The organism is Propionispira arboris, assembly GCF_900109225.1.
GTDB lineage: Bacteria > Bacillota > Negativicutes > Selenomonadales > Selenomonadaceae > Propionispira > Propionispira arboris.
In genome coordinates, this window is sequence record NZ_FNZK01000019.1 from 30,630 (window position 1) to 56,224 (window position 25,595).

Sequence of the window (25,595 nt, forward strand, 5' to 3'; positions counted from 1 at the left end):
CTATTAAAAAATCAGATAACTACCTGTTCTGTAGAGAAAAAGATCCCTCAATTATTAAGCCCTTAAATCAATTTGGCGTCTTGCCTTCCTCTTTTGATTCAGGAACTTAATAATTGAGGGATCTAACCTTTACATTCTTATTCTGCTTTTTGTCTAGTACCTTGATCTGCTGGATCTATTATCTGTTTTAATTTTTCAAGCTCATTTTTTAAATGATTGTATTCTTTCTGTTTTTCGGATATCTTTTTTTCTAAATCATTTTTTACTTTATATTTTGTTTCAGAATCGATTTTCCCCTTAAGCTTTTCTATTTTTAAGTCTATTTTTTCAGTCTTTTTATTTTTATTGTCAATATCTTTTAAGGCTTTTACAATTTCCGCTCTTCTGTTTTTAGCTGCTTTTATTTCCGGTTTATTTTTTTCTATATATTTAAGATATTCCATAATTTTTTTCGTTAACTTTTTTGCTTTTTGAATACTATCTAAAGTTTTATTTGCATCCGTATCTTCTATAATAATTTTCATACTATTTTGGATGTCCATCATTATTGATTTATATTGATGATCAAAATCAATAATTTCAGGTTCTAAATTAGCAGCGTTATTATCTGCTGCTAATTTCATGTTTCTCTTATAAATATTCACAAGTTTTTGAGCATACGCTTTACTAATACCAAAAGTACGTGCCAATGTTTCAAGAGATGCACTTATTTTTTTATTGCCAGCCATTATACTTTCTTTTGATAAATTTTTCAGTCTTTCTTGTTCATGATATATGATTGCTGCTTTATCTTCTGTAGTCATTTCAGACTTTGCAAAATTTGCAATCAATGCAAGTTTTTTTTGATCATCATTCATATCATTCACTTCTACAATAGTAGCAAAAATATCTTTTTTAGGATTCGTTGCATAACGTGTATTTCCGTTGATAATACCATATATCGCGGTTTTTTTAGTGGATTTTCCTCTTTCTGCAACGGTCAATTCTCTAATTAAGATTGGCTGCAAGTGTCCTACCGGCTTAATAGTATGTTTTATATTTTCGATATCAGCCTTATATTCTTCTTTTGATTTTTCTTTTTGATCTTCTCGTATGTTGATTTCCTCGATAACATCTGGATCAATTAAATCCATTCTAATTTTTGTTGCTTTAATGTTTTTCATTTTAAAAATCTCCTTTTATTTTTTATATACTCAATTTATTTTCATTTACAAATATATATTATTTTTCCGTATACTAAGTATACGTTTTTTAATTATTCTTATTATATAACGATTTTAGTTAAACCACAATCATTTTAGAAAATAAAAACTGCCAGCAGCCCATTTCAAAGGGTTACTGGCAGTGTAAAACTTTTTTCTTATAGAATTTTGGGTATTAAAAAGCACAAGGGGAAGAAGTAATACACTTTCCGCATACTTCACTTCCCTTACTATTTGTTTTCGTTAACGTTTCATCAAAATAAGAATCACCAAATTCTGTGTAAACAGCAGCATTTTCTTTTAACAGAGAATAACATTTCGCACGATTATATCGTAATTCAGTAAGTGCACCGGCAGGGCAATTTTTCAGGCAAATTTTACAGCTTCCATTTTTTTTATATAAACATAATTCATTTACCAGGGGGCTGTCTGGCACTATATCCAAGTTAGTTACGATCGTGAAAAAACGACCGCAGCAGCCACATTTGGTAATCAACATATTATTTATACCAAATGTTCCAAGCCCTGCTATATAAGCAAAATGCCGGTGTGACCAATTGCTTATAAGTTTTTCTGTACTAAATGTTGCAGATTCCTTAGAAACAGCGGCATTATAACCTTTTGAATTTAAATATTCTATTATATGTTGGTTTAAATATTTAAACATGGCATTTGTCTCTTCGTAGGCTAAAGCCCACTGAGATGATGCTAATCTATGCTTCGAACTATTTGTTTTAGCAAGTTCTTTCGTAAAGGGGATGTAATAGGCAATGACAATAGAAGCATCTTTTAATACATCTGTTGGCAGTTCGTGATTAGGACCTATTATGTTTTTAAGATTTAGGATAAAAGGATGTTTTGCATCAGCAAATCCAACCAACGGCATCCCCCATTTTGTTGATATTTCTGCTTTCGCTTCATAGTTTTTCACAAAGGAGGAAATTTCTGCTTTAATTTCCCCCTTTAGGATTGTGTGTTTATATTTCTTGTGCTCAAGTTCCAGCAACGCTTTTTTCATGTCTAAACCACCTGCATAGCCGACCAGCTTTCCGCCCGTTCCAATAACCCTATGGCACGGAACCACGATCATCAAAGGATTTTTATGATTTGCCATTCCCACCGCACGACTGGCTTTCGGGTTGCCAACTACCGTCGCAATGTCCTTGTATGTGCGAGTTTCTCCGTATGGAATCTGACGAAGAGCCTCCCACACTTTTTTCTGAAATTCCGTACCGTAAAGCTCATAGGGAAAGTCAAATTTTTGGCGTTGTCCGTGGAGATATTCACTAATCTGTTTAAAAACCAGATTGGTGAGCGTTGAAGGTTCATTGTCCGTGTCAACCTGCTCGACTCGGTCCAATGAAACAACAACCGTATCAGTATAGCCGATTTTTAGAATTCCAAGTTTAAAATTATAAAATGCGTACCGTATCATTTTCGATACTCCTTCCTGTATGCAGCAGGAGAAACTCCTGTTCCGGTTTTAAAAAAGCGATAAAAAGATGACAATCCAGCAAAACCTACAGAATACGCGATGTCGATAATCCTGCCATCGGTATCTGAAAGCAGCCGTTTTGCTTCTGTCAGACGCAACTTACTCACATATTCGGACAATGTAATACCATATTCCTCTTGAAAGATTTCAACCATACGATGTGAGGATACGCCCAACTGCCGCAGTTTCTGATTCAGATCACAGCTTTTGCGAAAAGAATCATCAAGAAGACGTTTTGCCTTTTCCGCGATTTCTTTGATTGGTTGATAGTCCAAAAGGTCGCTTCTACAACGCTTACAGGGACGAAAACCCGCGCGTCTCGCCTCTTCTGCAGCAGCAAAAAAATATACATTTTCTCGTTTCGGTATTTTAGATTTACAGGAAGGACGGCAATAAATTCCTGTGGATTGAACCGCATAGAAGAAAATCCCATCATAGGAGCCATCGTTTTCATATACTGCTTTCCACATTTCTTCCTGTGTCATTTTTTTACCACATCACGTTTCTTTTTCGGTGCATAGTCTCGCATTCCATCAATCGCGCCTCCCGCAATTGCCCAAAGATACAGGCTTGCTACCGTTCCGTAGGGTGAATACCGCCTTGCATATTTCTCAAACTTTTTTCTGTCGATACTTCTATGATGATACAGCATCCGCATGCCTCGATGAATTGCAAGGTCTCCATAGCTCACAATATTAGATCGCTGCATACAGAAGGTCATAATCATTTCCGCAGTCCAAATACCAATCCCCTTTAGGGATGAAAGTTCTTTGACAACCACTGCATCGGGCTGATTGACCAGTGCATCAATATCAAATTCCTTATTTTTTATTTTTTGTGCAAAGTCTTTGATGTATTCGGTTTTTTTGAATGTCATGCCAATTTTTTGAAGTTCGTTTGATTCAATAGAACAGATTGTATCTGGATTTATATTTTCAAGTCTGTCATTCAGCCTTTGCCAAATCGTCGCCTGCGCCTGAGTAGAGATCTGTTGTCCGATAATGTGATGAATTACCGATGAAAATAGATCGCTGTCGACCGTCCGATAAATATGCCCGATCTGATCAATCGCTTCTCCTAGCAGATCGTCACGACTTTTTAAGAATTCCATGGCCTCACTGCCATATTCAAAATGCAAAAAAATCACCCCCACTGCTGCAATTATAGCATAAGTGTCCGGTGATTTTCTTCTCAATTTTGGATATTCAATTCGAAAAAAGTGTACTTTCTTTTCATCGTTTTTTTAGAACTGGCACTTTCTTCAATGATCGAATAATATGATCGATTGCTAACACCGGATGCTTATATATCATGCGAGGTCCCGCATACCGCATCACAGTAGTTATTTTTTCTCGCATCTCTTTTTGATAGCAATGAATTGGACATTTACCACATACCGGTTTATGTTCACCAAAGAAACAATGTTCCAGCCGCTTCTGTACATAGTTTAACAAATTTTTACATTCGCTGCACAATCCGCTATCTATCTTATGATTCGCCTTGCAATAAATCGCAGTCATTTTTTCAGCAGTCTTTTTTTCACGCAAAATTCTTTTCCCCGTCAAATCGCACACTCCTCTTCAGCTAAACGCTAATAATTTATACTACATTTTGTATTATTTTTTCATTACAGAATGCAAAATCCCTATCCCTTTTTGAATTTCTTCAGGTTCTAAATGTCCATATCCTAACAAGAGTTTATTTAAATGCCGACCTTTTTGAATTCCATGATAGTCGACTGAAGTGATTTTAAGACCATTCCTCTTGCAACGTCCAAAAAAATCCGAATCAAAATTCCCCTTTTGAAATTCTATGGCAAGATGCAGACCCGCAGCATCGCCCCAACTTCTCCAAGTATCAGCAAAATGGAATTTCAAGGCTTCTAATAATACCGTTCTTCGCTCCCCATACAATTTTTTCATAGATCGAATATGTCGATCAAATTTTCTTGTACGAAGAAATTCTGCCAAAGCAGCTTGCTCAAAGGGCGTATTTTGAACATCCGTGTGTAAACGAAGTTCACACCAGTCCGCTTGCAGCTCCTGCGGTAAAATCACATAACCAATCCGAATTGCTGGAAATAATGTTTTACTGAACGTGCCTATATAGATCACCTTATTTGGTGCCATGGCGTAAAGTGGCGCTATCGGATCTCCCAAATAACGAAACTCACTGTCATAATCATCTTCTACCAAATAAGCTTCATTGGCTTTAGCATATCGAACCAACGCCGCTCGGCGAACAGCTGGTAAAATCCCACCTAAAGGGAATTGATGGGACGGCGTCGTGTATACTGCTCGAACCTTGGTTTTATTCAGCAACTCTGTTTGAATTCCGTGCTCATCAACAGGAATAGGCTCGATGCTGCATCCTGTATTTAGAATTGTTTTCAAAACACCCTGATTACATGGATCTTCTATCGCAATTTTATTTCCATGCCCGCCAAGAAGATTGCTAATCAGGTGCAACGCCTGAGTAGCACCTGAACTAATAAAAATATCCTGTTCCTGCACACTTAATCCCTTACTACGAAGCAGCCATGCAGAAATCTCGCTGCGCAGCGTAATCAGCCCCTGGGGATTGCTGTAACCGAAATCGTCCAATTGCAATGTTGCAGTAGTTTTATGCATCATTTGCTGCCAAAGGTATTGAGGAAAACGCTTCAAATCTGGACGTCCGGTTTGAAAATCAACGATATAATGAGGTTTTTTTCTGACTTTAATCTCAATCTTTTTTTCTAAAGCTGTTTCAAGCTGCAGTCCTTCTGCTATACGGGTCGGTGCTCCTTGACGATGCAGAACAAACCCTTCCGCAATGAGCATCTCGTAAGCCTCACATACCGTATTACGCGATACTTTTATTTGTTCAGCTAGTTCTCTCGTAGAAGGCAATGCCACGCCTGCGGTAAGAACTCCTGTAAAAATCTGATCGCGTATTTTTTGATAAATTTGTCGTTTTATCGGAATCGCACTTTTCCGCTGTACTTGAATGCTATACATAAATCCTCCACTGGACTGGTATATTATTGGTTATACTGGAACTTTATCCATACCAGTTAATCAAATATAATTATAGCATATCAGATTGAAATGATCACATTTTTAGGAGGATACACTATGCAGCAAATAAAAGGAATGTTGTTTTTATTAGGGGCATTTACATTGGCTGGTACTTCTGTAGTTGCAGCGCGATATGTTACCGGAAAATTAGGTCCGTATACTATAACGTGTGTCAGTCTGCTTTTTGCCATATTATTTTTATTACCTCTCACCCGATGGAAAACCATAGAGAGTCTTTTCCATTTAACAGGCAAAGATTGGATTTATTTATTCTTTCAGTCCGTATGTGGTGTTTTTTTATATCGTATGTTTTTATTGTTTGGACTACTTCATACAAGTTCTGCAGAAGCTGGTATTTTAACCGGAGCAACTCCCGCGATTACAGTAATTCTTTCAAGAGTTCTCTTAAAAGAAAAAATAACGTCCATTAAACTATTTGGTATTTTTTGTACTGTTGCCGGAATTTTATTAATCCAAAATATCTTTACAGCCACAGATCATTTTTCTATGGCACATCTTGTCGGGAACCTATTCGTCATCTGTTCTGCGACTTGTGAATCTCTATTTAACACTTGCTCTAAGATTGCCATTACCACAAAAAAAGCTGGGTCAAGCACTACACTGTCCCCCATAATTCAGACTATACTGGTTAGTCTCATTGCAATCGTTCTTTGTCTGCTCCCGGCCAGTCTTGAACAGCCACTTGCGCTTCTTGCACAGGCAGACCAGACAGAATGGTTTGCACTTATTTGGTATGGTGTCTTCGTAACTGCACTCGCATATATTTTTTGGTATGCGGGAATTAAGCATTGTACACTTGCGACTGCAGCTGCCTTTTCCGGCATGATTCCTTTTACTGCATTAGTTTTATCCGTTTTAATTTTAAAGGAACAGACCACTATGCAACAATGGATTGGTTGTATACTACTGATAACAAGTATGGTCTTAATTGGTTTCACAAAAGAATCTTCAAATATTAAAATAAGCTCCGAATCAAAAGAGGCAATATAAAAACAACGCAGCGGTTTTCACACTCGCTGCGTTGTTTTTATATTTCGAGACTATCCAGTCTTTTCAATAAGCCTTTATATTGTTCTAACATATCCCCATCTTCCAATCGAATCGATGAATTATAATATACAACCTGTCCGCTGCCTCCGCCTAGGGCATTTCTTTTCTTCAACTGGTGCTGTAGGTTTTTTATTGTACCAATATTCCCGTCAATAATTGCCATTTCCGGTGGCAGTATTTTTCTGAAAGTATCTTTGAAAAATGGAAAATGCGTACAACCTAGAACGATAGCATCATAATCTGAAAGATGATACGGTGCAAAGACTTCTTCCAAATACGGACGAACCATCTTTTCCTCAAAAGAGAATTTTTCTGCCAGCTCTACTAATCCGGGCAAAGGCAGAAGATCTACTATATTTTCACCGTCAAGTTTTGCTATAAGGTTATGCAACTTTTCTTCCCGTAGCGTCAACGCAGTAGCCGTTACAAAAACACGACGCCCTGGTTGCGACTTCTTCTCCAGTGCTGGTTTTACAGCTGGTTCCATTCCAATAATGGGCAAATCTTTATATTTTTCGCGCAAACTCTGAACGGCTACACTCGTTGCCGTATTACATGCAATGACAATCGCTTTAACGCCTTGTTGAACAATAAAGTCCATGGATTCAAAAATATATTTTCTTACATCTTCTTTTGGCTTTGGCCCATAAGGAACGTGCGCCGTATCCGCATAGTAAATATAGTCTTCATCCGGCATTCTTTTCATTAAATCATGCAGAACCGTCATACCGCCCAGTCCTGAATCAAAAACTGCAATTTGCATTGATTCTTCCCCCATACTATTCATCTATAAAAAATTAGAAATTTGTAAAAAAACTTAAAATCACTCGTCTTTTTGCATATTCTATTGTATCGCATTTTCAAATTTCGTCAATGCCATAAGCTGTTTCAATAAAAAATATAATCAACACAGGAATCAGCAAATAGTCTATCTCATTTTTTATACATTGATAAAAAATCTTTTCTATTTAAGATAATTGTAACAACTGAGGCTATACTTCCTAATAGAACTAATCCACCCCAACCATATAGCTCACCTAAAATACTACCAGCTTTGGTTCCTAATGCACCTCCTAAAAAATAAGCTGTCATAAAAGCAGTATTTAATCTACCTCTCGCACTTTCATTTAAAGAAAAAACTCTAAGCTGATTCCCGATAACACTATGTCTGGCAGAAACATCCAATAATATCATAAACGTCAATACAATCATTATACTCCATACAGAAAAATACATTACACAAAAACCCAGCAAAGAAATCACTCCCCCCACTGCAACAACAAAGCCCGGAGTATAAATATCAGCCATGCGCCCAATATAAGGAGCAACAATTATTCCTGCGATTCCACTTAATCCAAGCAATCCCACTTCATAACTTGTAAGAAAAAATGGCGTTGAGCTTGTCAAATATGCCACCGATCCCCATAGTGCACTATACGCACCAAAAATAAGAAAACCACTCAAACAAGAACGTCTCAATTCTTTTTCATGTAGAAATAAAGAACATGTAGATTTTATTAACATTTTATAATTCAATTGATGATTTCCTTTATTCGCAGGAAAATTAAAAGATATAAATAAGATACTACCTATATCTATAAACGAAGCCACAAAAAAGACTGCACGCCACCCCCAAATTTCACCGATATATCCAGAAAGCAACCGTGCTACTAAAATTCCTGTTACTAATCCAGAAAGTAAAATACCAATTGCCTTACCTCGATTTTTCTTGTCCACATAGGATGGTGCAGCTGGAATTATAATTTGTGCACCGATGGATGTTATTCCAATAAAAAAATTTAGTACTTCTAATAATAAAAAAGACTCCGATATTGCTATTATAAAAGATGCAATTAGATTAATAAAAAGCAAGATTTGCAATAATCTTTTTCTATTGACTTTGTCCCCGAGTGGAACTAAAAAGAGCAACCCTACAGCATATGATAATTGAACTATCGTAGGAATATTTCCGATTTGCGCTTGTGTAACGCCAAAAGATTTCGCTAAAATCATTAATATTGGCTGACTATAATAGATATTGGCTACACAAAATGCACATATCATAGACATCAAATAAATAAGACGCATTATTATACCAAACCTTTCAACGATAAATTCATTTTTAATTGCACTATTTTGCTACGCTAATGTGCAATCAAGTTGACTCTGCTATTTTATAATATTAGTATAGAAAGAACAAGATAACTTATAAACCTAGGATTATTTCTCCTAGGTTTAAGCAGGGAGAGTCATATGAAAATCCACGAAGATAGGCGAAGAAAAAATCTCGGCGTATTTCTTAAAACAAGGCGTAAAAACTTAATACCTGAAAGCTATGGATTTCATAGCAAAAGCAGAAGAACCACTGGTCTTCGACGCGAAGAAGTTTCATTATTAATTGATGTTAGCGTAGATTGGTATACCCGCTTAGAACAAGGTCGAGATATCCATGTATCCTCTAGAGTTTTAGATAATATAGCTGATGTTTTTCATTTAGATACGAATGAACGAACCTATTTATTCTTACTGTCACAACAAACAGTTCCAGTGGATACAGTCCCCCAAAAAGATACAATAACCCCATCACTTCAAACTTTTTTAGATAAGCAAGGAACAAGCCCTTCCTATATTACAAACTTAAAATGGGATATTATCGCATGGAATAACGCAGCATGTGTAGTCTTTGGAGATTACAATAAGATGAATCGTTTTTATCGCAACTCTATTTGGCGAGCGTTCCACTCCCAATATATGAAAAATATATTAGACGACTGGGGGGCACACGCAAAAAAAAGAGTTGCACAGTTCAGAGCCAGCTATAGCCGCTTATATAAAGATCCATGGTGGGAATCTATGTTAAATGATCTCATATTGGATAAAGACTTTAAAAGCTGGTGGGACTTATACAATATACAGGAGTCACCAGATGGTGATAAGTTATTGCACCATCCAATTGCGGGAACTTTACATTTGGGATATTTATCTTTCCGATGGTGTGATAATCCTAATTTGCTAATTACAATACATCTGCCTACCGATGAAGAATCCTCTGATAAAATAAAGAATTTAATAAATAATTATGAATTACAACATAAGAAATAATAACCTTATAAGCATTAAAAATGCCGTTACCTTGACACTATGTCATTTGGTAACGGCATTCAAAAATTCACAATAAGAATAAATCTACAAAATTAAATATTATCGCCCAACAACTTGATCAAGCTTTTTCTTTAATTGAGCTGATATTGGAATTAAAGGCAGCCTTGCTTCATCTGAATGAATAAGCCCCGCTCTATATAATACATATTTGATTGGCATTGGATTAGATTCCGTAAACAACAATGAAATTAAATCGACTACATCATGCCACTTCTTCATCGCCGCATGATGATCATTATTTTTCATCGCCGCATACAGCGCAATAAATTTTTCCGTCTCTATATGGGCCGATGCCATGATTCCCCCATTTCCACCAAGTGCTAAGGAATTATAAAAAAAGCAATCTTCTCCGGTAAGTACTGAAAAATTCTCCGGTCTATTTAGCAGTAACTGCATGGATTGTTTTGTATCTCCACAAGAATCCTTTAAGCCTATTATATTTTTTAGTTCTGCCAAACGATAAATTGTCTCATTTTCCATATTGATTCCCGTGCGATACGGAATATTATATAAGACGATATCTAAGTCCGTTGCCTCTGAAATCTTTCGAAAATGTTCATAAATACCTTCTTGAGAAGGACGATTATAAAATGGACACACCGAGAGAATTCCATTCACCTTATACTTTTCGACGATTTTTAGTTGCTTTACCAAACGTCTAGTATCATTTCCGCCGCAACCAACAAAAATCGGTACGCGTCCATTCACATATTCAACAATCTGAGCAATGATTTCTTCATATTCAAGTTCATCAATCGTCGGAATTTCTCCCGTTGTTGCCAATGGCATAAATCCATAAATTCCTTTATCAATATAATGCTCCACCATTTTTTTTAGTGCTGGAAAATCTACATGATCGTTAAGAAACGGAGTAATTATTGGCAGCCAAACACCTTCAATCAAAATCTTCCACCTCCATTAAATTTTATTTTCTCGATAATTTTGCTATAATCAACTATAATATACATTTTTATCGTACGGCATACAAGAACATATGTACAACGAAAAATACGAATGACTATGATCGAAAAATTAGATGGGAGTAGTTTTCTATGGATATTCAGCATTTGACCTCTTTTATTGAGATTGCAAACTCAAAGAGTTTTACTAAAACAGCCGAAAAATTGGGTTATGTACAATCGAGTGTTTCCGCTCACATCAACACCCTCGAAAAAGAATTGGGGGTTAAACTATTTTATCGACAAACGGGCAAAGGCGTACAGCTCACAACCGAAGGTAACCGTGTATTACCGCTTGCCGAACAAATTGTCAGTCTAGCCTCACAATTGATAAAACCAGGCATTTCATCACCAGAAACTTTATCAATTGCCACCATTGAATCTTTGAGTCGAACTCGCCTAAAAGATCTCTTTCATGCTTATCCGGCTACCCATCCCAATATCAATTTAGTTATAAATTACGGCAACTGCACGGATAATCTCAATCAACTGCGCCAGGGAAAAGTAGACATTGCGATTGTTCTCGCACCCAAAATTATTGATCCCGAATTTTCCATACAAGTCTTTTCGCAAGAATCACTGAGTGTCTTGGTTTCCCCAGAGCATCCTCTCGCAAAAAAGGAAGAACTTACACCTGCTGATTTCCATCAACTTGATATAATTCTGACAGAAAAAGGCTGCAGTTATCATGATTTATTTATTCGCTATATCAAAAAAAACCATATCACCCCACGAAAAATTGTAGAGATCAACAGTATTTCCGCAATCCTTGAATTAATCCACACCTGTCAGGGAGTTACCTTTTTACCTGAAATTTCTGTATTAAACCAAATCACAGCAAACAAACTGCACCCCCTAAAATTAATCGGACAAAAAACGGACATGTTCACTCAAATTGCCACCAGAAAAAACAAGACATCCGCTAACGCTATAAAACTATTTTTAAACGACTGTTCTTCGCATTCTACGTTGGAATAAAAGTTTCTGGATTACTTATGCTTAACTATATAATCAATATAATGATCAGCGCTCTGGTTGATTTCTGCATCGCTTGCCTGAAAAGATGAACCAAAAACAGCGAAATATGGTAATGCAATTGCTCCAACATGTATTGTACTAGCTTTAAATGGCGTAATTAATTCATCTATTGTAAATGAAACCGACCCTGTACATGTGTAATTTTCTTTTTTATCCCCTATCGACATTGCTATGCCGATTTTTTTCCCTTTTAGTTTATTACCCTTTGAACCATAAGCCCAGCCATGAGTAAAAACCTCATCGAACCATTTTTTTAGTAAAGGTGGATAGCTATACCAATACAACGGAAACTGGAGAATAATATGATCGTAAGTCTCTAAGAGTTTTTGTTCGCGTTTAACATCAATATCCATGTTTGGATATTCTTTATAAAGCTCGTGAATCACAATTTCACTTGGATGTTGAATGAGCTCCTGTTTCCACCTTTTGTTTACTCTTGAATCTTTAATGCAGGGATGCGCTAAAATTATAAGTGATTTCATGGTAAATCATCTTCCTTTCAAACTGCTTTCATATGATAACTCCATTATCATATACAACCCACTATTAGTAAATACGCACCATAAAGTCAGTAAAAAGCTTACCTATAAGTATGTATTAGACTTGAAAGTAAATATATGTCATACTAGCATTATCATTTAAAATTTATAATTTTCAATGCATAGGAGATGATACTATTAAGCAATATAATTTAGGTATCGAGGCAACACTCGAAATACTCGGTGGAAAATGGAAAGCCCTTATTGTATGTCTACTTATAACGGGGACTAAAAGAACGGGCGAATTGCAACGTCTTATCCCAGCTATCTCACAGAAGGTTCTCATACAGCAACTCCGTGAACTTGAAAGGGATGGCATTGTAGGTCGGCACGCATATAATGAAATGCCACCCAAAGTTGAATATTATATAACTGAATATGGAGTTACCGCGAATAAAATCATCGATGTAATGTGTTCTTGGGGAAGAAAGAATATTAAAATGCGACAAGAAAAGGGGGAAGCCGTAGAATTATTGGAAAATGAACTATAATTATAGCCTTAATTGATTCTTTACCATATTCCTCTAAGGCAAAGCAATAAGAAGAGCCGCTTTTATTAGCAGCTCTTCTTATTGTGTCGGAAAATACCAGCAAAACTATTTTTACCAGTTAATGTTTACAAAACAAAATATGCCAATGCCAGCCTACCGAATGTAATTCATTATCATTGATAAATTCGTTAATATGCTGTACTGAAATGATCTCAAATTTTTTAAATAGTTTTTCTATTAAATTTATATCTGCATAAAAATGTGGAATGCCATTTTCCGGACCATTTTCTACACGAATTTTTGTATTTTCATCCACAACCGGCCAAGATTGATGAAATCCCCATGCATTTTTAGAACCCAGAGTTACATAACATTCTCCGCGAGGTCGCATAACACGAAATATTTCCTCCAATATCTTTTTTACGCCTTCGGTATCTGAATGTGATATAACATTTCTGCATAGGATGCAGTCAAACTGACTATCGTCATAAGGTAATTGAAGCATATCACCAACAGTACAATTGATTGCAAGTTCTTCGGTCTTTGCCCATTCTTTTGTTCTTGTAACAGCATACGCACTTAGATCAAAGGCCCAGGTAGTAAAACCATTTCCAGCAAAAAGTATACTGTGTCTGCCAAGTCCACAACCAAGATCCAAGAACTTATTCTTGTCTTGCTGTTTCCAACGATTAATAAGATAATAGCTTTCGATTGCTGGATTTCTCCAACATTTCGCATTATTCTCATCGACAATTTCCCATTTCCATGATTTTGATTTTATCATAGTCTCTTCCTTCTTCATAAATTAAAAAGCGAATGCTCTCCGTCAGCATTCGCTTTTTTGTGCTATATAAAAACAAGTTATATTTTATAAATTTTATACTATTATATTACCACAAAATTCGCAAAATTTCAAGACTTGTATAGTTTCTAGTATAAGCTTATCCTATACTATACGGAGGCGATGAATATGACGTTTGCTTTAGAAACTATAAAACTGCAACAACTTGCAGCTATACAGGAATTACAGAAATGCAATCAATTCACAGAAAAATTTGGTCTTACTTTGACCGAAGAGCAGATTCAAAGACTAGTGAATGAACGCTTTGAAACTTTGCAGGAAAATGGACGCATTGAATTTGGCGAAGGTGTACTAAAAAAACTCGTTTATGCATTCTGCAGTTCACCTTATCTTTACCAGTTTGATTATGAGGATACGATTGCTGCATTGCAGGAAACTTTTTATTATTTCAAGAATGAATCCGATGACCGTCTTTCCGATGATGAACTTATTACCTTCATGAAGCAGACCTTTGACGGTAAAGCGCAAGGCTCACTGGAATATCTGGCAGAAACCTCGCTTGAGGAACTTTGCCGCAATGCCCGCTATGGTTATAAACTAGACGAAGGAGAGTCTCTATGAATACATCGGCTTTGTTTCCATTCATAGATCCATTAGTAGACGATTTGAGCTTGCAGGATACGGAACGGCTGCAGATAAAGCTTTGGCAGCTCGTTTCCTACCAAAGCAAGCGTTACACTATGGGGGATAGCAGTTCACTTCGTATCGAAACAGCAGAGGAACTTTTCACTTCAATCTGCTTCTTGCTGCAACTTTATCAAAGAGAAAGCCATATTCCATGGCAAAAGCTTTTGGATGCGGATTTCAAAGAACTTTTAAAAGAATCCCGCTCACTTGCAAAAGTCAGGATATCCCAGGCGAAAAGCCTTTATACAAGAACCCAGCAAAGTCTGCCAAAAATCAAAAACGATTTTCTCGAAGATACACTGACCAATATCGGTATCTTTTTTCAAAAATATGATATATATCTCTTTGCCCATCAGATTCCCTGTATAATAGATTATCCTTTAGCCTGTCCTGTTCCTGAAACCCTATATGGTATCGAATACATTTTGCAGTATCTGCAGCAACTACTCATAGAAAATCATTTTCTGCAATGTTTCTCGATCAGAGATTTGAACTGCCTGTTATCCGTCTATATTCCCAACTACGAATCATCACTTATCAATCTCTATGAGCCAGTTGCTATAAATGCCTGGGGACACCAACTGCTCGTACAAACAAACAACACCTTGAATATCAGCCACCAAGAAAAAGGTCTCCTTCAACAGCTTTTCCAACACCTTTCATCACCAGAGCTTCACCACTTAGCCGCCGCTTCTGCCAAAAAGCTTACAATCGAACTTTCATTATCCACTCCTATCGAAACAGACTATTTACAGCATACCATCGACTCTTTGATTCCCCGCCTAAAAGTCGCTTTAAATGCACAAAATCTAAACGGAATTTTTATGTCATGGTAACCCTATCGTCAGGGGGCAGATTATGCTGCAAACTTATATTCTATGTCAGCTTTTGCGTTTACAGCGGTCGTAGCTGCCTCCGCTCCATTGTCCATAAGAGACAAAACTATCATCAGAATAAAGATTGCAAATTTAAACTTGTTTACTTTGAGTTTTGAATTCAGCAAATTTTCCATATAACTTCTCCTTGCTATTGATACTCGACACGAATATCCCCCATGATGTTTCTTCAAATTTTATAATGATAACTCTTTTATATGTTGTTACAATGTAAAATCCAAACGATTCTGCTCTCCTACTAAAAAAAAATGATATAATAAATTTATGCTAATTTCAATGGTTATAAATGTAAAAATAAATTTAGTTCTTTCCACAATTAATTAAAAAGGCAGTTAGCTATGGAAAGAACCAAAAAGTGGTGCCAATCCAACAGACCAAAGAAAGCTATTAGTACACCCTTTTCTACAAGTAGCGCTGGATAAAAAAGAACGATTTAGCACAAACGTATCCCGTTACTTTCTCGTTCAAATACCAAAACTATCGGCTGCATCTTGCATGCATTAACAGTAGCCTCAGCAATAATCATATGACCATCAATTACTTTTTATATGATAGTTTTCAACCGTTTTAAAGTATAATTCTTCTACATAAACAGGGAATCCTTCAATATTCCTATATAAAACAAATCCCTACCTGACAGCCAGATAGAGATTGTTTTATACATCAGTCTGTATATGCAACAGCACTTATTTCAACTAATTGTGACAAAAAAGCAAAATATGGCACGCCTATAAGAGTTCCCGCGGGGCGGTGCTTCCCTAAGTATTCCTTGAACAGCTTAATGGCGGAATCCGAATGATCCCCAGCATCTGCCAGATAAATTTCCACATAAGCGAGGTTGGATTTCGTGATGCCAAACTCCGCTAAAACATGATCAAGATTTTTAAGTGTCTGGCGAGTTTGCGTTTCAATATCACCTTCGCCAATAAATATGCCTTCCGAATCATGAGAAAATTGCCCTGAAATATAAATCGTGCCATTCACGCTGTAGGCTTGGGAAATACCATGATCCCAAAGATTATGATTATAAGTTTTAATATTAGTCATTTTCTCTCTCCTTTACTTTAAAGTAAATTTAGTATAACAAGACAGCAAACAAAAAAATAGTACGCACTTTATTGATAGGTACTATTAGAAAGGATAGTGTAAATTATGGGAATGGCTGCATATAAGGGGCAAGTAAAAAATATCCAAGATACACCTTTTGGATACACCTTGTCAGTGATTGGCGGTAAATGGAAAATGGTTATCATATACCTTTTGGCAGAAAACCAGCCAATTCGCTTTAATGAACTAAAAAGACAAATTGGCTCAATTACCTTTAAGATATTGAGTTCACAACTGAAAGAACTGGAATCAGATGGTTTGATAGAACGAAAAGAGTATCCTCAAATTCCTCCTAAAGTTGAATACCGTTTAACAGCTAAAGCAGAAACGCTCTTGCCTGTTTTAGAAGGATTATGCGAATGGGGAGCAAGAAATCAAAATAAATAAGCTGCCCGTTCAGGCAATTTTTTTAATGACTGCCGCCTTTTCATCTAGCTTAGAAATGTTTTTTGTTTTTTTCTTTACTAAACTTTCGTGCATTTTTCATTCCACCTACCCCTGCGAACATAGTATTAAACTTTTCAATCTCAATCTGTTTTGAATTTAATCTTTCATACTTGGCTTCTTTTTGGAGCTTCAAATAGTTCGCAAACCGATCCGCTGATACCATCCCATCATTTATGGCTTTTCGCACTGCACAAGCAGGCTCACTCGTATGCGTACAATCTTGAAATTTACATTCTCGGGATAGTTCATCAATATCTGCAAAGGCTTTTGACATATCAGCACTTTCAATTCCTAATGCCCGCATTCCCGGTGTGTCAATAACGACACCTAAACCCGGAAGAGCAATAAGTTCCCGTCTGGTAGTCATATGCCGTCCCTTATCATCATGTCTAATTTTTTTAGTTTCCAAAACATTTTTACCAACGAGCCTATTTATCAAAGTAGATTTTCCTACACCTGATGAGCCAATAAATGCAACTGTTTTGCCCTTGCCAAGATACTTTTCAATAGATAGTGCACGGTCGCTTAAACTTGAAGTAACCAACACATCCACTCCACAAGAAACTGTGTTGACTTCAGACAACTTTTCCGTAAGATCCACGCATAAATCCGCTTTGGTGAGCACGATAACCGGAATGGCCTGACTACTCCAAGCAACACTAAGATATCGCTCCAGCCTACGGATATTAAAATCATTATTAAGTGACATGCAGATAAAAATAGTATCAATATTTGAGGCTACGACCTGTTCATCCTCCGATGTTCCCGCAGCTTTTCTGATAAAAGCACTTTTTCTTGGCAAAACATGCCGGATGATTGCATTCCCCCTGATATTTTCATTACGGTCAAGCATAACGAAATCACCTACTGCCGGAAAATCAGACAAAGTCTTAACCTCAAAACGAAACTTCCCAAATATTTCTGCCGACAGCTCGCCCGCCTCCGTTATTACTTTATACATATTTTTGTATTGCGATGCGATTCGGCCTACATAAAGATTCTTGTAAAAATTAGCTTCAACAACAAACCGTTCACTGAATCCCAAATTTTCCATATCTATTTTGCTCATTTTTACCTCCAAAAGTTAAAAAAAATTCAAAAATCACAATATCACTTTTAGTTCTTTGATTTTATATCATTATATTTTGTTTCGCAAAAAATGTATTCCCCTTTTTTCTTTCAGAAAAAAGAAAGAGAACGCTGCAGTCTGCATAGCGTTCTCTTTCTTAATAACAAATTCATATTTTCATTTTAGTTAAAATTCCATAAACCGTTTTATCCGACAAAAAATATGTCTTCGCAATTTCTTTTACCGAAATTCCCGCTGCATATTTCCTAAAAATCTCCTGGTTTCGCGCGAACGTAATCTGCCGACTTTGACCATCCGCATCCCATGGCTGTCGATTATCCTTTTTGCGAGGAATATAGATGTACTCACCATCAACATATTTTTGGATCGCTGCAAGCAAAGACTCCGGCAATACCGCTTTACCATTCTGATAGCTCATTTTGCTTCCTCCTAAAGAAAAATATTTTTTAGGATTTAGCAAAAGCTATTCGAGCTTTAATTTTACTACAAACAGCTTTTGCTATTTGTAGTAAACAATCATCGATTTCATCAACAACTTAATAAGTCATTTCTCCCTTCATCATCAATTAATATTATTTTATATAGATTTTTCTAACATGTCAAACAGCAAACTGCTTATACAACAATAGTTTTCAAATTTTATTTTATGATAATATTCCCTTATTATCGCATTCAAAAAGTCCCCATATAGATTGACACCTGTTTCAGCATTTTCTTACATTAATACTAAAACAGGTGTCAATCATGAAGACTTTGAATTATAGATATTTTTATAAAACAATCAACTAACATCCTTGATCGGAGGAGTAACTTCAACGTGTATCACGGTAGTCGATTCTACATCCGCATAAATTACAATAGTCTCTATGGCTTTTCTTATATGAATCAAGGTTTCCTTTTTTACTTTTATTCTTTCCAAGTTGGTTTGCAAAATAAAAGTGCCGTCCACAGAATAAAAAAAGTGTTCTTTTCCTTTCATTATAATTTTTTTAGGCAAATGAATATATGCCTGCAGATTGACTTTCGATCCACTATTCTTTCGTACCATAACATTAAAATCTTTACAGCATCCCCAGCTGACTGTATCATCAGCACCGTCAAATGCATCAACGACAAACGGCTGAAGCATTTGACTCACTTGATTCTTATGCTGTAACCTAATGTTATTTTCCAAAACCATAAGAAACCGATCATAGTTGGGAAGCTCTGTAAAAATCGATTTTTCAATTTCTACGGTTGCTGAACTAATCCTAAGTAAAAAGTTTCGTTCAGCATAACGACTGTTAGTTGGTGTAATGTAAAGTTCTGTAGTTGTGCCACCCGACCATTTCGTTGTATTTTGATCTCTTTTCTCAAATATTTCTATGTTCATCATCGTTTTACCATCAGGCTCCCGTTTGAACGCCTTTCAATAGCTTCATACTTTCCGTACGAATAAGTTCTGTCGCCTGAGCCTTATATTCCATAAATTTTTGTGTTGTTTTTACATGATAATCTCTTGGTCTTTCTAAAGAAATATTTAATATTTCTTTAATTTTTCCTGGACGCGAGCTCATTAAAGCTACACGATCTGCTAAAAAAATAGCTTCATCAATATCATGTGTAACCATAAGAATCATCTTAGGCGATTTTTGCCATACATCAAGCAGTAATTCCTGCATGACCCCTCGCGTTTGCATATCTAAGGCACCAAATGGTTCATCCAATAATAAAATATCGGGATTATTAGCTAAAGCCCTGGCAATTGCAACCCGTTGCCGCATGCCACCAGATAAAGAATTGGGATGTTGATGTTCAAATCCTCTAAGGCCCACTAAATCAATGTAATGAGCCGCAATTTCTTTTGCATTTTTAGTGTTTATTTTTTGTTGTTTCAACCCAAATTGAATATTTTCTGAAACACTCATCCACGGAAAAAGAGTATATGCTTGAAATACCATTCCTCTATCAGCTCCAGGACCAGTAAGTTCTTTTCCACAATGCATAATTTTCCCCTGCGTTGCTTTTTCAAGACCGCAAATGATCCGCAGTAACGTACTTTTACCACAACCAGAAGTTCCTAATAAAGACACAAATTCTTTTGGTTTTACATGTAAATTTATCTCATCTAAAGCAAAAACATCACCATTTTTACTAGGATAAATTTTGCTTACACCTATAACATCAAGCCCTTGTTCTATCTGTGTGTTCATAAAATTACACCTTCCTTCAATGACTATCTTTATTCCAGTAAAACAATTGGTTATGACCTTCTTTAAACAAAATATCAATAATCATTCCTATAAATCCAATTGTTAAAATCCCCACAAAAATACGAGATGTATCCATCATTCGCTGTGACTGAATAATCATATAGCCGATCCCCGAGGAAGCTCCTACCATTTCAGCAACAATAACATAAGTCCACGCCCATCCAAGCACGGTTCTCAAGGTATCCACAATATCTGGCATTGCTTTTGGTAAAATAACTTTCCAGAGAACATCCCATTTTGAAGTTCCTAACGTATACGAAACCTCAATCATCGACATGGGAACATTGCGGACATTTGTTGCAATCATCAAAATAAGTTGGGGTAAACTGCCCAAAATAATAATAGCTATTTTTTCCGACTCATCAATGCCTATCCATAAAATAAATAAAGGAATAAACGCCGATGCTGGTAAATAACGAATAAATGAAAAAACATATTCCAGCAAAGCCGAAGCTGGTGCATAGGTTCCTATTAAAAGCCCCAGTGGTATAGCAATTACAACAGAAATAAAAAATCCACTCATAACCCGATATACTGTCATTTCAATGCCTTTCAGAAAGTCTCCATCCGACAATAAATCAATTGCAACATGCACGGTATTTTCTATTGTTGGTAAAAACAATGCATCTACGGTCCCAGAAGCTGTCAAAAACATCCATAGTAAAATAATAGAAAGAAAAGCTCCTACAGCAAGTAGTATTGTATAAACTTTTTTTATTCTGCCCTTCGGCGTAAAAGCATCCTTTAATTTAGTAATTATTTTTCTTTCTGTTTTTAAATTACGGTTTGCTGTTTGCTCTTTTGCAATAAACATTGGCTCTACCTGCATATTTACTTTTTCATTCACCATAAGAATTCACCATCCTTTATTACATGTTGAACAATATTAATGCCCGTATGATATACCAAAAAACGATAGTCCGGATATGCTAGTAATAATATGTCGGCTCTTTTTCCCGGTTCAATGCTGCCGACAGAATCTGCCTGATCGATTGCCGCTGCAGCATTCAACGTAATCGCGGTTAAAGCTTCTTCCAATGTCATACACATTGAAATCACTGCCAAGGCTAATATTAATGGTATAGAATACGTATAGCAGCTTCCCGGATTAAAATCACTTGCTAAAGCAACTGCACAGCCAGCATCAATCATTTTTCTTGCCGGAGCAAATGGTTTTCTCATACAAAAAGCTGTTGCCGGTAAAAGAACTGCTATTGTATTACCTGAAGACAAGGCTTGGATATCTGCTTCCGTAACGGCTAATAAATGATCGGCGGAAATGGCTTTTAGTTTATGAGCTAAAGCTGCTCCCCCTATAGAATTAATTTCATCCGCATGCATTTTTAATTTAAAACCCATCTGAGCTGCTCTTGATAAGAAACGTTCGGATTGTTCCAAAGAAAAAACGTCAGGTTCACAGAACACATCACAAAAATCCGCTAAATTTTCTTTTTTAACCTGCGTTAATACATCGCTCACTAAAAAATCTATATATTGATCGCCATTCCCCTTATATTCTGGCGGAACGGCATGCGCTCCTAAAAAAGTTGTTTGTAATGAAATCGGCAAATCCTGATTCAAGCGATGCATAACACGAAGCTGTTTCAGTTCTGTATCTTTATCTAACCCATAACCACTTTTTCCCTCTACCGAAGTAACTCCCAATTTCAGCATATTGTTCAAGACAGCCCGACCACTTTGATATAGACTTTCTTCTGAGCTGTCTCTTGTTGACTGCATAGTGGAACAAATACCACCACCTTGCTTCAAAAGTTCCAAATAAGGAACACCTGCCAAACGATCCATGAATTCGTCCGCGCGACTTCCACCAAAGAGAAAATGTGTATGTGGATCAATAAAGCCGGGAATCGCACATTTCCCCTGAGCATTTACAATTTTAAAATCATCACCATTTTTTTTCGCATAGGTCTCAACCTCAGCATTGTTACCGACTTTTTCAATAATTCCGGCTTCAATATAAATTGCCGCATTTTCCTGAATTTCGATCTGTTGCATTGCATTTCCATGCCGTGCTGATTTTCCTTTTGAAGTAACAAGCTGCGAGATATTTTGAATTAAGAGTTTTTCCATGTTCCTTCCCATCCTCCCAGTCCTTTTTCTAAAATTACTTTGTAAAATATCCTGCAACTGCTTTTTTAATTAGATTATCATCTGCCAAGCACGGTTCTGTAATATGACTTTCATCCGCATATTCTCTATTGTATTTTTTCACGGTTTCGATTGAATGTTCATTTCTTGCCCAGCTGCGGCGTGCTACGCCACCCATAACATCCCAAAGCAGGGCACTTTTTATAATTTGATCAACTCGCGTACTGCCATCCAAAACCAGACCAAATCCGCCATTAATTGATTTGCCGATACCAACACCACCACCATTATGCAACGCCACCAGACTCATTCCACGGGCAGCATTCCCCGCGTAACATTGAACTGCCATATCGGCCATGACATTACTACCATCTTTGATATTTGCCGTTTCTCGAAAAGGCGAATCCGTCCCGCTTACATCATGATGATCACGTCCCATCATAACTGGACCAATTTCGCCAGTCTTGACCATTTCATTAAATTTTAAAGCAATACGAATGCGCCCTTCTGCATCTTGGTATAAGATACGGGCCTGTGTTCCAACAACCATATCATTTTTTTCTGCATCACGAATCCAATTATAGTTATCACGATCCTGATACCGACGATTTGGATCTATACATTCCATTGCAGCATGATCTGTCTTTAATAAATCTTCCCGTTTCCCGCTCAGGCAAATCCAGCGAAACGGGCCATAGCCATAATCAAAAAGTTGTGGTCCCATAATATCTTCCACATAAGATGGTAAAATAAACCCATCCTTTTCATCGATTCCATTTTTTGAAAGTTCTTTAACTCCAGCATCATAAACGGCTTTAAGAAACGAATTCCCATAATCAAAAAAGAATGTCCCCTGTTCTACACAACATTTAATTAATTCATAATGATGCCGTAAACTTTGATCGACCATATGCATAAATTTGATACGGTCTTTTGCCAGCATTTCTGTACGTTCATCAAAGGTTACTCCCTGTGGACAATAGCCGCCATCATAAGCGACATGACAGGATGTCTGATCAGACAGCAGGTCAATCTTAATTTTATGTTCTACCGCGTACTCTAACAAATCAACAATATTACCGCAATAAGCAATCGAGATAGTTGTTTTATCTTTAAGATGTTTCTGTGCCGAAGCAAAGACATCTGCCAAATTTTCATAACATTCGCTAATCCAGCCTTGATCCAAACGTGTTTTAATCCGTAAAAAATCGACCTCAGCCACAATTCCAACCGCATTGGCAATTTCTGCGGCCTTCGGTTGTGCACCGCTCATTCCGCCAAGACCGGAACTTACAAACAAATGCCCCGTCAAATCGCCATCGTTTGGTATTCCCAAATGCATTCTGCCAGCATTCAGCAAAGTGTTGTATGTCCCATGAACAATCCCTTGCGGCCCAATATACATCCAACCACCTGCAGTCATTTGTCCATAATTAGCAACGCCCATTTCTTCAGCAATTTCCCAATCTTTTTGATTATCAAACATTCCAATCATCAAAGCATTTGTAATAATGATACGCGGGGCTTCCGGTTTCGATTTAAACAATCCCAAAGGATGTCCTGATTCCATCACTAATGTCTGAGAATCTGTCATAACTTGCAAATACTTCTTGATTAAACGATACTGAAGCCAATTTTGACATACACTGCCTGTTTCACCATAGGTAACAAGCTCATATGGGTAAAGAGCTACTGCAAAATCAAGATTATTGTCTATCATTACCTGAAATGCTTTGCCTTCAATACAATTCCCTGAATATTCTTCGATTGGTTTTCCATAAATATGTTCTACCGGACGAAATCTATAGGCATAAATACGACCATACTTTATTAGCTCTTCCAAAAATTCAGGAACCAACTGTTTATGCAGCTTTGGATCAATATAACGCAGCGCATTTTTCAAAGCCACCTCAGTCTGTGCTGAAGATAAATGAAAACCTCTCGAAGGCGCCCGTCGTATACCTTCTTTAAATTTAGGCATAGACGGCAATTCTGTTTCCGGACCAATTACAAATTTTTTATTATCAGATGTCATAAAACATTTTCCTCCAAAACTAAAAATAATATTGGATGAGGCAAAAACGGCCTCATCACAATACGAATCCATGATTTATTTTGATCTCGTCAAGAACGAATCATCAATAATAGAAGCCGGATTAACTGCTTGATCAATTAATTTAGTCTGTAACCAAAGGTCTGATGCCATTTTTACAATTTTGTAAAAATCACCAGGTTTTTCTTTTGTTCCGAAATATGCTTTGTTTCCGGCTTCATCATAAAATTGTACATCCTTTAATTCTGCTTTGAGTTTTTCTGGTTTTTCACCAAGACGTTTTGCCATGATCTGCAAAGCATCGTCTTCATTTGATTTTAAATAATCCAAAGCATCATACCAGGCATCTACAATAGCCTGTGCCGATTCTGGATGTTGTGCTATAAAGTCTTTTTTCATTGCAAAGGTATCAACAATCACACCAGGACTTTGCTTACTATCCATCATAGTATAACCAAAGTCCGTAGCAGCTGCCCTTGAAAGCCATGGCTGCCAGGTAATCGCGGCATCTACTTTTCCGGCAACAAAGGCTGCACCAGCATCCCCCGCTGACATTGCCTGCACATCAAAGTCTTTAAGACTCATTCCCTTTGCGCTTAGTAAATATTGAAACCAGAAAAAGTCCGCCCCGCCCGTAGTGTCCAAGGCAATTTTTTTCCCTTTCAGCTCTTCAATTGTCTTAATTTCTTTTTTTGCGACAATTCCATCACCACCCGCCGAAGTATCGAGTGCCAAAATTTGTACTTCATCAATTCCTGCTGCTGCATTTACAACATGTGTATCCGCTGAAGTAGAAACTCCCTGAATACGATTTGCAGCCAAAGCACTCTTACTATCTGCCTTGCTTTCTATCGACTGTATTTTTACATTTGCACCATGCTTTTTAAAAAAACCTTTTTCTTCAGCAATATACAATGGTGCAAATCCAATCCAGGAAGACTGTCCTAAGATAATCTCACCATCATAAGCAGCCCTTGAAGAAGATGCTTTCGCTGTGTCTTTTGCCGTAGAATTGGTACCACAGCCAGCAACTGAAAAAAGAAATACACCGGCCATTGCAACGGATACAATTTTTTTTAAGTATGTTTTCATTTTTTAACTCTCCTTTTATTTTCTATTACAAACAAAGTTACTAG

General features: G+C 36.8%; 28 protein-coding genes. 7 read left to right on the forward strand and 21 right to left on the reverse strand.

Annotation, left to right across the window (positions count from 1 at the left end; all coding sequences use genetic code 11):
- Window positions 1-137: 137 nt before the first annotated feature.
- The 6 genes from BMY14_RS16230 to pdxR form a co-directional block, all read right to left on the reverse strand.
- Window positions 138-1,163: a ParB N-terminal domain-containing protein gene (locus BMY14_RS16230; RefSeq protein ID WP_091834119.1), complete on the reverse strand. Its 1,026-nt coding sequence runs from the start codon at window positions 1,161-1,163 to the stop codon at window positions 138-140.
- 214 nt (window positions 1,164-1,377) lie between these two features.
- Window positions 1,378-2,637: a methylated-DNA--[protein]-cysteine S-methyltransferase gene (locus tag BMY14_RS21225; protein WP_091834122.1), complete on the reverse strand. Its 1,260-nt coding sequence runs from the start codon at window positions 2,635-2,637 to the stop codon at window positions 1,378-1,380.
- The gene (locus BMY14_RS16240; RefSeq protein WP_091834126.1) at window positions 2,634-3,182 is read right to left on the reverse strand and encodes a bifunctional transcriptional activator/DNA repair enzyme AdaA; all 549 of its coding nucleotides are present in this window, start codon (window positions 3,180-3,182) and stop codon (window positions 2,634-2,636) included. Before BMY14_RS16240 ends, BMY14_RS21225 begins: the two co-directional genes overlap by 4 nt.
- Entirely contained in the window at window positions 3,179-3,835 is a 657-nt protein-coding gene (locus BMY14_RS16245; protein WP_091834129.1) for a DNA-3-methyladenine glycosylase family protein, read from the reverse strand. Before BMY14_RS16245 ends, BMY14_RS16240 begins: the two co-directional genes overlap by 4 nt.
- Before the next feature lie 94 nt (window positions 3,836-3,929).
- Entirely contained in the window at window positions 3,930-4,262 is a 333-nt protein-coding gene (locus tag BMY14_RS16250; protein WP_091834132.1) for a nitrous oxide-stimulated promoter family protein, read from the reverse strand.
- Window positions 4,263-4,313: 51 nt separating this feature from the next.
- Window positions 4,314-5,696: a MocR-like pyridoxine biosynthesis transcription factor PdxR gene (pdxR, locus tag BMY14_RS16255; RefSeq protein WP_091834135.1), complete on the reverse strand. Its 1,383-nt coding sequence runs from the start codon at window positions 5,694-5,696 to the stop codon at window positions 4,314-4,316.
- 117 nt (window positions 5,697-5,813) lie between these two features.
- Here pdxR and BMY14_RS16260 point away from each other — a divergent pair, with 117 nt between their 5' ends.
- Window positions 5,814-6,767, forward strand: a complete 954-nt coding sequence (locus BMY14_RS16260; RefSeq protein WP_091834138.1) for a DMT family transporter — start codon at window positions 5,814-5,816, stop codon at window positions 6,765-6,767.
- A 37-nt stretch (window positions 6,768-6,804) separates the two neighbouring features.
- On the opposite strand, the gene murI is transcribed toward BMY14_RS16260, so the two are convergent.
- Entirely contained in the window at window positions 6,805-7,590 is a 786-nt protein-coding gene (murI, locus tag BMY14_RS16265; protein WP_091834140.1) for a glutamate racemase, read from the reverse strand.
- Between the two features lie 170 nt (window positions 7,591-7,760).
- Window positions 7,761-8,891: an MFS transporter gene (locus tag BMY14_RS16270; RefSeq protein ID WP_177177632.1), complete on the reverse strand. Its 1,131-nt coding sequence runs from the start codon at window positions 8,889-8,891 to the stop codon at window positions 7,761-7,763.
- A 189-nt stretch (window positions 8,892-9,080) separates the two neighbouring features.
- Between BMY14_RS16270 and BMY14_RS16275 the strand changes: the two genes are divergently transcribed.
- Complete coding sequence (locus tag BMY14_RS16275) at window positions 9,081-9,929, forward strand: helix-turn-helix transcriptional regulator (RefSeq protein WP_091834146.1); 849 nt, start codon at window positions 9,081-9,083, stop codon at window positions 9,927-9,929.
- A gap of 99 nt (window positions 9,930-10,028) precedes the next feature.
- Here the strand turns inward: BMY14_RS16275 and dapA are convergent, their stop codons facing one another.
- Window positions 10,029-10,892, reverse strand: a complete 864-nt coding sequence (dapA, locus tag BMY14_RS16280) for a 4-hydroxy-tetrahydrodipicolinate synthase (protein WP_091834148.1) — start codon at window positions 10,890-10,892, stop codon at window positions 10,029-10,031.
- A gap of 149 nt (window positions 10,893-11,041) precedes the next feature.
- On the opposite strand from dapA, the gene BMY14_RS16285 reads away from it, so the two are divergent.
- Window positions 11,042-11,926, forward strand: a complete 885-nt coding sequence (locus BMY14_RS16285; RefSeq protein WP_091834152.1) for a LysR family transcriptional regulator — start codon at window positions 11,042-11,044, stop codon at window positions 11,924-11,926.
- A gap of 11 nt (window positions 11,927-11,937) precedes the next feature.
- Here BMY14_RS16285 and BMY14_RS16290 read toward each other — a convergent pair whose 3' ends face one another.
- On the reverse strand, window positions 11,938-12,468 hold the full coding sequence (locus BMY14_RS16290; RefSeq protein WP_091834155.1) for an NAD(P)H-dependent oxidoreductase: 531 nt from the start codon (window positions 12,466-12,468) through the stop codon (window positions 11,938-11,940).
- 233 nt (window positions 12,469-12,701) lie between these two features.
- Here BMY14_RS16290 and BMY14_RS16295 point away from each other — a divergent pair, with 233 nt between their 5' ends.
- Complete coding sequence (locus BMY14_RS16295) at window positions 12,702-13,016, forward strand: winged helix-turn-helix transcriptional regulator (RefSeq protein ID WP_281246466.1); 315 nt, start codon at window positions 12,702-12,704, stop codon at window positions 13,014-13,016.
- Between the two features lie 118 nt (window positions 13,017-13,134).
- Here the strand turns inward: BMY14_RS16295 and BMY14_RS16300 are convergent, their stop codons facing one another.
- Complete coding sequence (locus BMY14_RS16300) at window positions 13,135-13,800, reverse strand: class I SAM-dependent methyltransferase (RefSeq protein ID WP_091834160.1); 666 nt, start codon at window positions 13,798-13,800, stop codon at window positions 13,135-13,137.
- Window positions 13,801-13,986: 186 nt separating this feature from the next.
- Between BMY14_RS16300 and BMY14_RS16305 the strand changes: the two genes are divergently transcribed.
- Both BMY14_RS16305 and BMY14_RS16310 read left to right on the forward strand, forming a co-directional pair.
- On the forward strand, window positions 13,987-14,439 hold the full coding sequence (locus BMY14_RS16305) for a DUF6323 family protein (protein ID WP_091834165.1): 453 nt from the start codon (window positions 13,987-13,989) through the stop codon (window positions 14,437-14,439).
- Window positions 14,436-15,341: a DUF6179 domain-containing protein gene (locus BMY14_RS16310; RefSeq protein ID WP_091834168.1), complete on the forward strand. Its 906-nt coding sequence runs from the start codon at window positions 14,436-14,438 to the stop codon at window positions 15,339-15,341. The genes BMY14_RS16305 and BMY14_RS16310 overlap by 4 nt, the downstream gene beginning before the upstream one ends.
- A 20-nt stretch (window positions 15,342-15,361) precedes the next feature.
- Here BMY14_RS16310 and BMY14_RS20675 read toward each other — a convergent pair whose 3' ends face one another.
- Entirely contained in the window at window positions 15,362-15,517 is a 156-nt protein-coding gene (locus tag BMY14_RS20675; RefSeq protein WP_177177633.1) for a hypothetical protein, read from the reverse strand.
- 547 nt (window positions 15,518-16,064) lie between these two features.
- Window positions 16,065-16,448 carry a RidA family protein gene (locus BMY14_RS16315; RefSeq protein ID WP_091834171.1) on the reverse strand — a complete coding sequence of 128 codons (384 nt, stop codon included), beginning with the start codon at window positions 16,446-16,448 and terminating at the stop codon, window positions 16,065-16,067.
- A 105-nt stretch (window positions 16,449-16,553) separates the two neighbouring features.
- Between BMY14_RS16315 and BMY14_RS16320 the strand changes: the two genes are divergently transcribed.
- Window positions 16,554-16,895, forward strand: a complete 342-nt coding sequence (locus tag BMY14_RS16320; protein ID WP_091834174.1) for a winged helix-turn-helix transcriptional regulator — start codon at window positions 16,554-16,556, stop codon at window positions 16,893-16,895.
- A 49-nt stretch (window positions 16,896-16,944) separates the two neighbouring features.
- On the opposite strand, the gene rsgA is transcribed toward BMY14_RS16320, so the two are convergent.
- The 8 genes from rsgA to BMY14_RS16360 all read right to left on the reverse strand — a co-directional run bounded on the left by rsgA (window position 16,945) and on the right by BMY14_RS16360 (window position 25,551).
- Window positions 16,945-18,024 carry a ribosome small subunit-dependent GTPase A gene (rsgA, locus tag BMY14_RS16325; RefSeq protein WP_091834177.1) on the reverse strand — a complete coding sequence of 360 codons (1,080 nt, stop codon included), beginning with the start codon at window positions 18,022-18,024 and terminating at the stop codon, window positions 16,945-16,947.
- Between the two features lie 169 nt (window positions 18,025-18,193).
- Complete coding sequence (locus BMY14_RS16330) at window positions 18,194-18,463, reverse strand: CD3324 family protein (RefSeq protein WP_019554604.1); 270 nt, start codon at window positions 18,461-18,463, stop codon at window positions 18,194-18,196.
- 363 nt (window positions 18,464-18,826) lie between these two features.
- Window positions 18,827-19,420, reverse strand: a complete 594-nt coding sequence (locus BMY14_RS16335; RefSeq protein ID WP_091834180.1) for a HutD/Ves family protein — start codon at window positions 19,418-19,420, stop codon at window positions 18,827-18,829.
- A gap of 10 nt (window positions 19,421-19,430) precedes the next feature.
- Window positions 19,431-20,237 carry an ABC transporter ATP-binding protein gene (locus BMY14_RS16340; RefSeq protein WP_091834183.1) on the reverse strand — a complete coding sequence of 269 codons (807 nt, stop codon included), beginning with the start codon at window positions 20,235-20,237 and terminating at the stop codon, window positions 19,431-19,433.
- Between the two features lie 16 nt (window positions 20,238-20,253).
- Window positions 20,254-21,147 carry an ABC transporter permease gene (locus BMY14_RS16345; protein ID WP_091834186.1) on the reverse strand — a complete coding sequence of 298 codons (894 nt, stop codon included), beginning with the start codon at window positions 21,145-21,147 and terminating at the stop codon, window positions 20,254-20,256.
- A complete protein-coding gene (gene hutI, locus BMY14_RS16350) occupies window positions 21,141-22,388 on the reverse strand; it encodes an imidazolonepropionase (protein ID WP_091834189.1) in 1,248 nt (415 codons plus the stop codon). Before hutI ends, BMY14_RS16345 begins: the two co-directional genes overlap by 7 nt.
- A gap of 34 nt (window positions 22,389-22,422) precedes the next feature.
- Window positions 22,423-24,441, reverse strand: a complete 2,019-nt coding sequence (locus BMY14_RS16355) for a urocanate hydratase (RefSeq protein ID WP_091834191.1) — start codon at window positions 24,439-24,441, stop codon at window positions 22,423-22,425.
- A 75-nt stretch (window positions 24,442-24,516) separates the two neighbouring features.
- Window positions 24,517-25,551, reverse strand: a complete 1,035-nt coding sequence (locus BMY14_RS16360; protein ID WP_091834194.1) for an ABC transporter substrate-binding protein — start codon at window positions 25,549-25,551, stop codon at window positions 24,517-24,519.
- Window positions 25,552-25,595 lie beyond the last annotated feature (44 nt).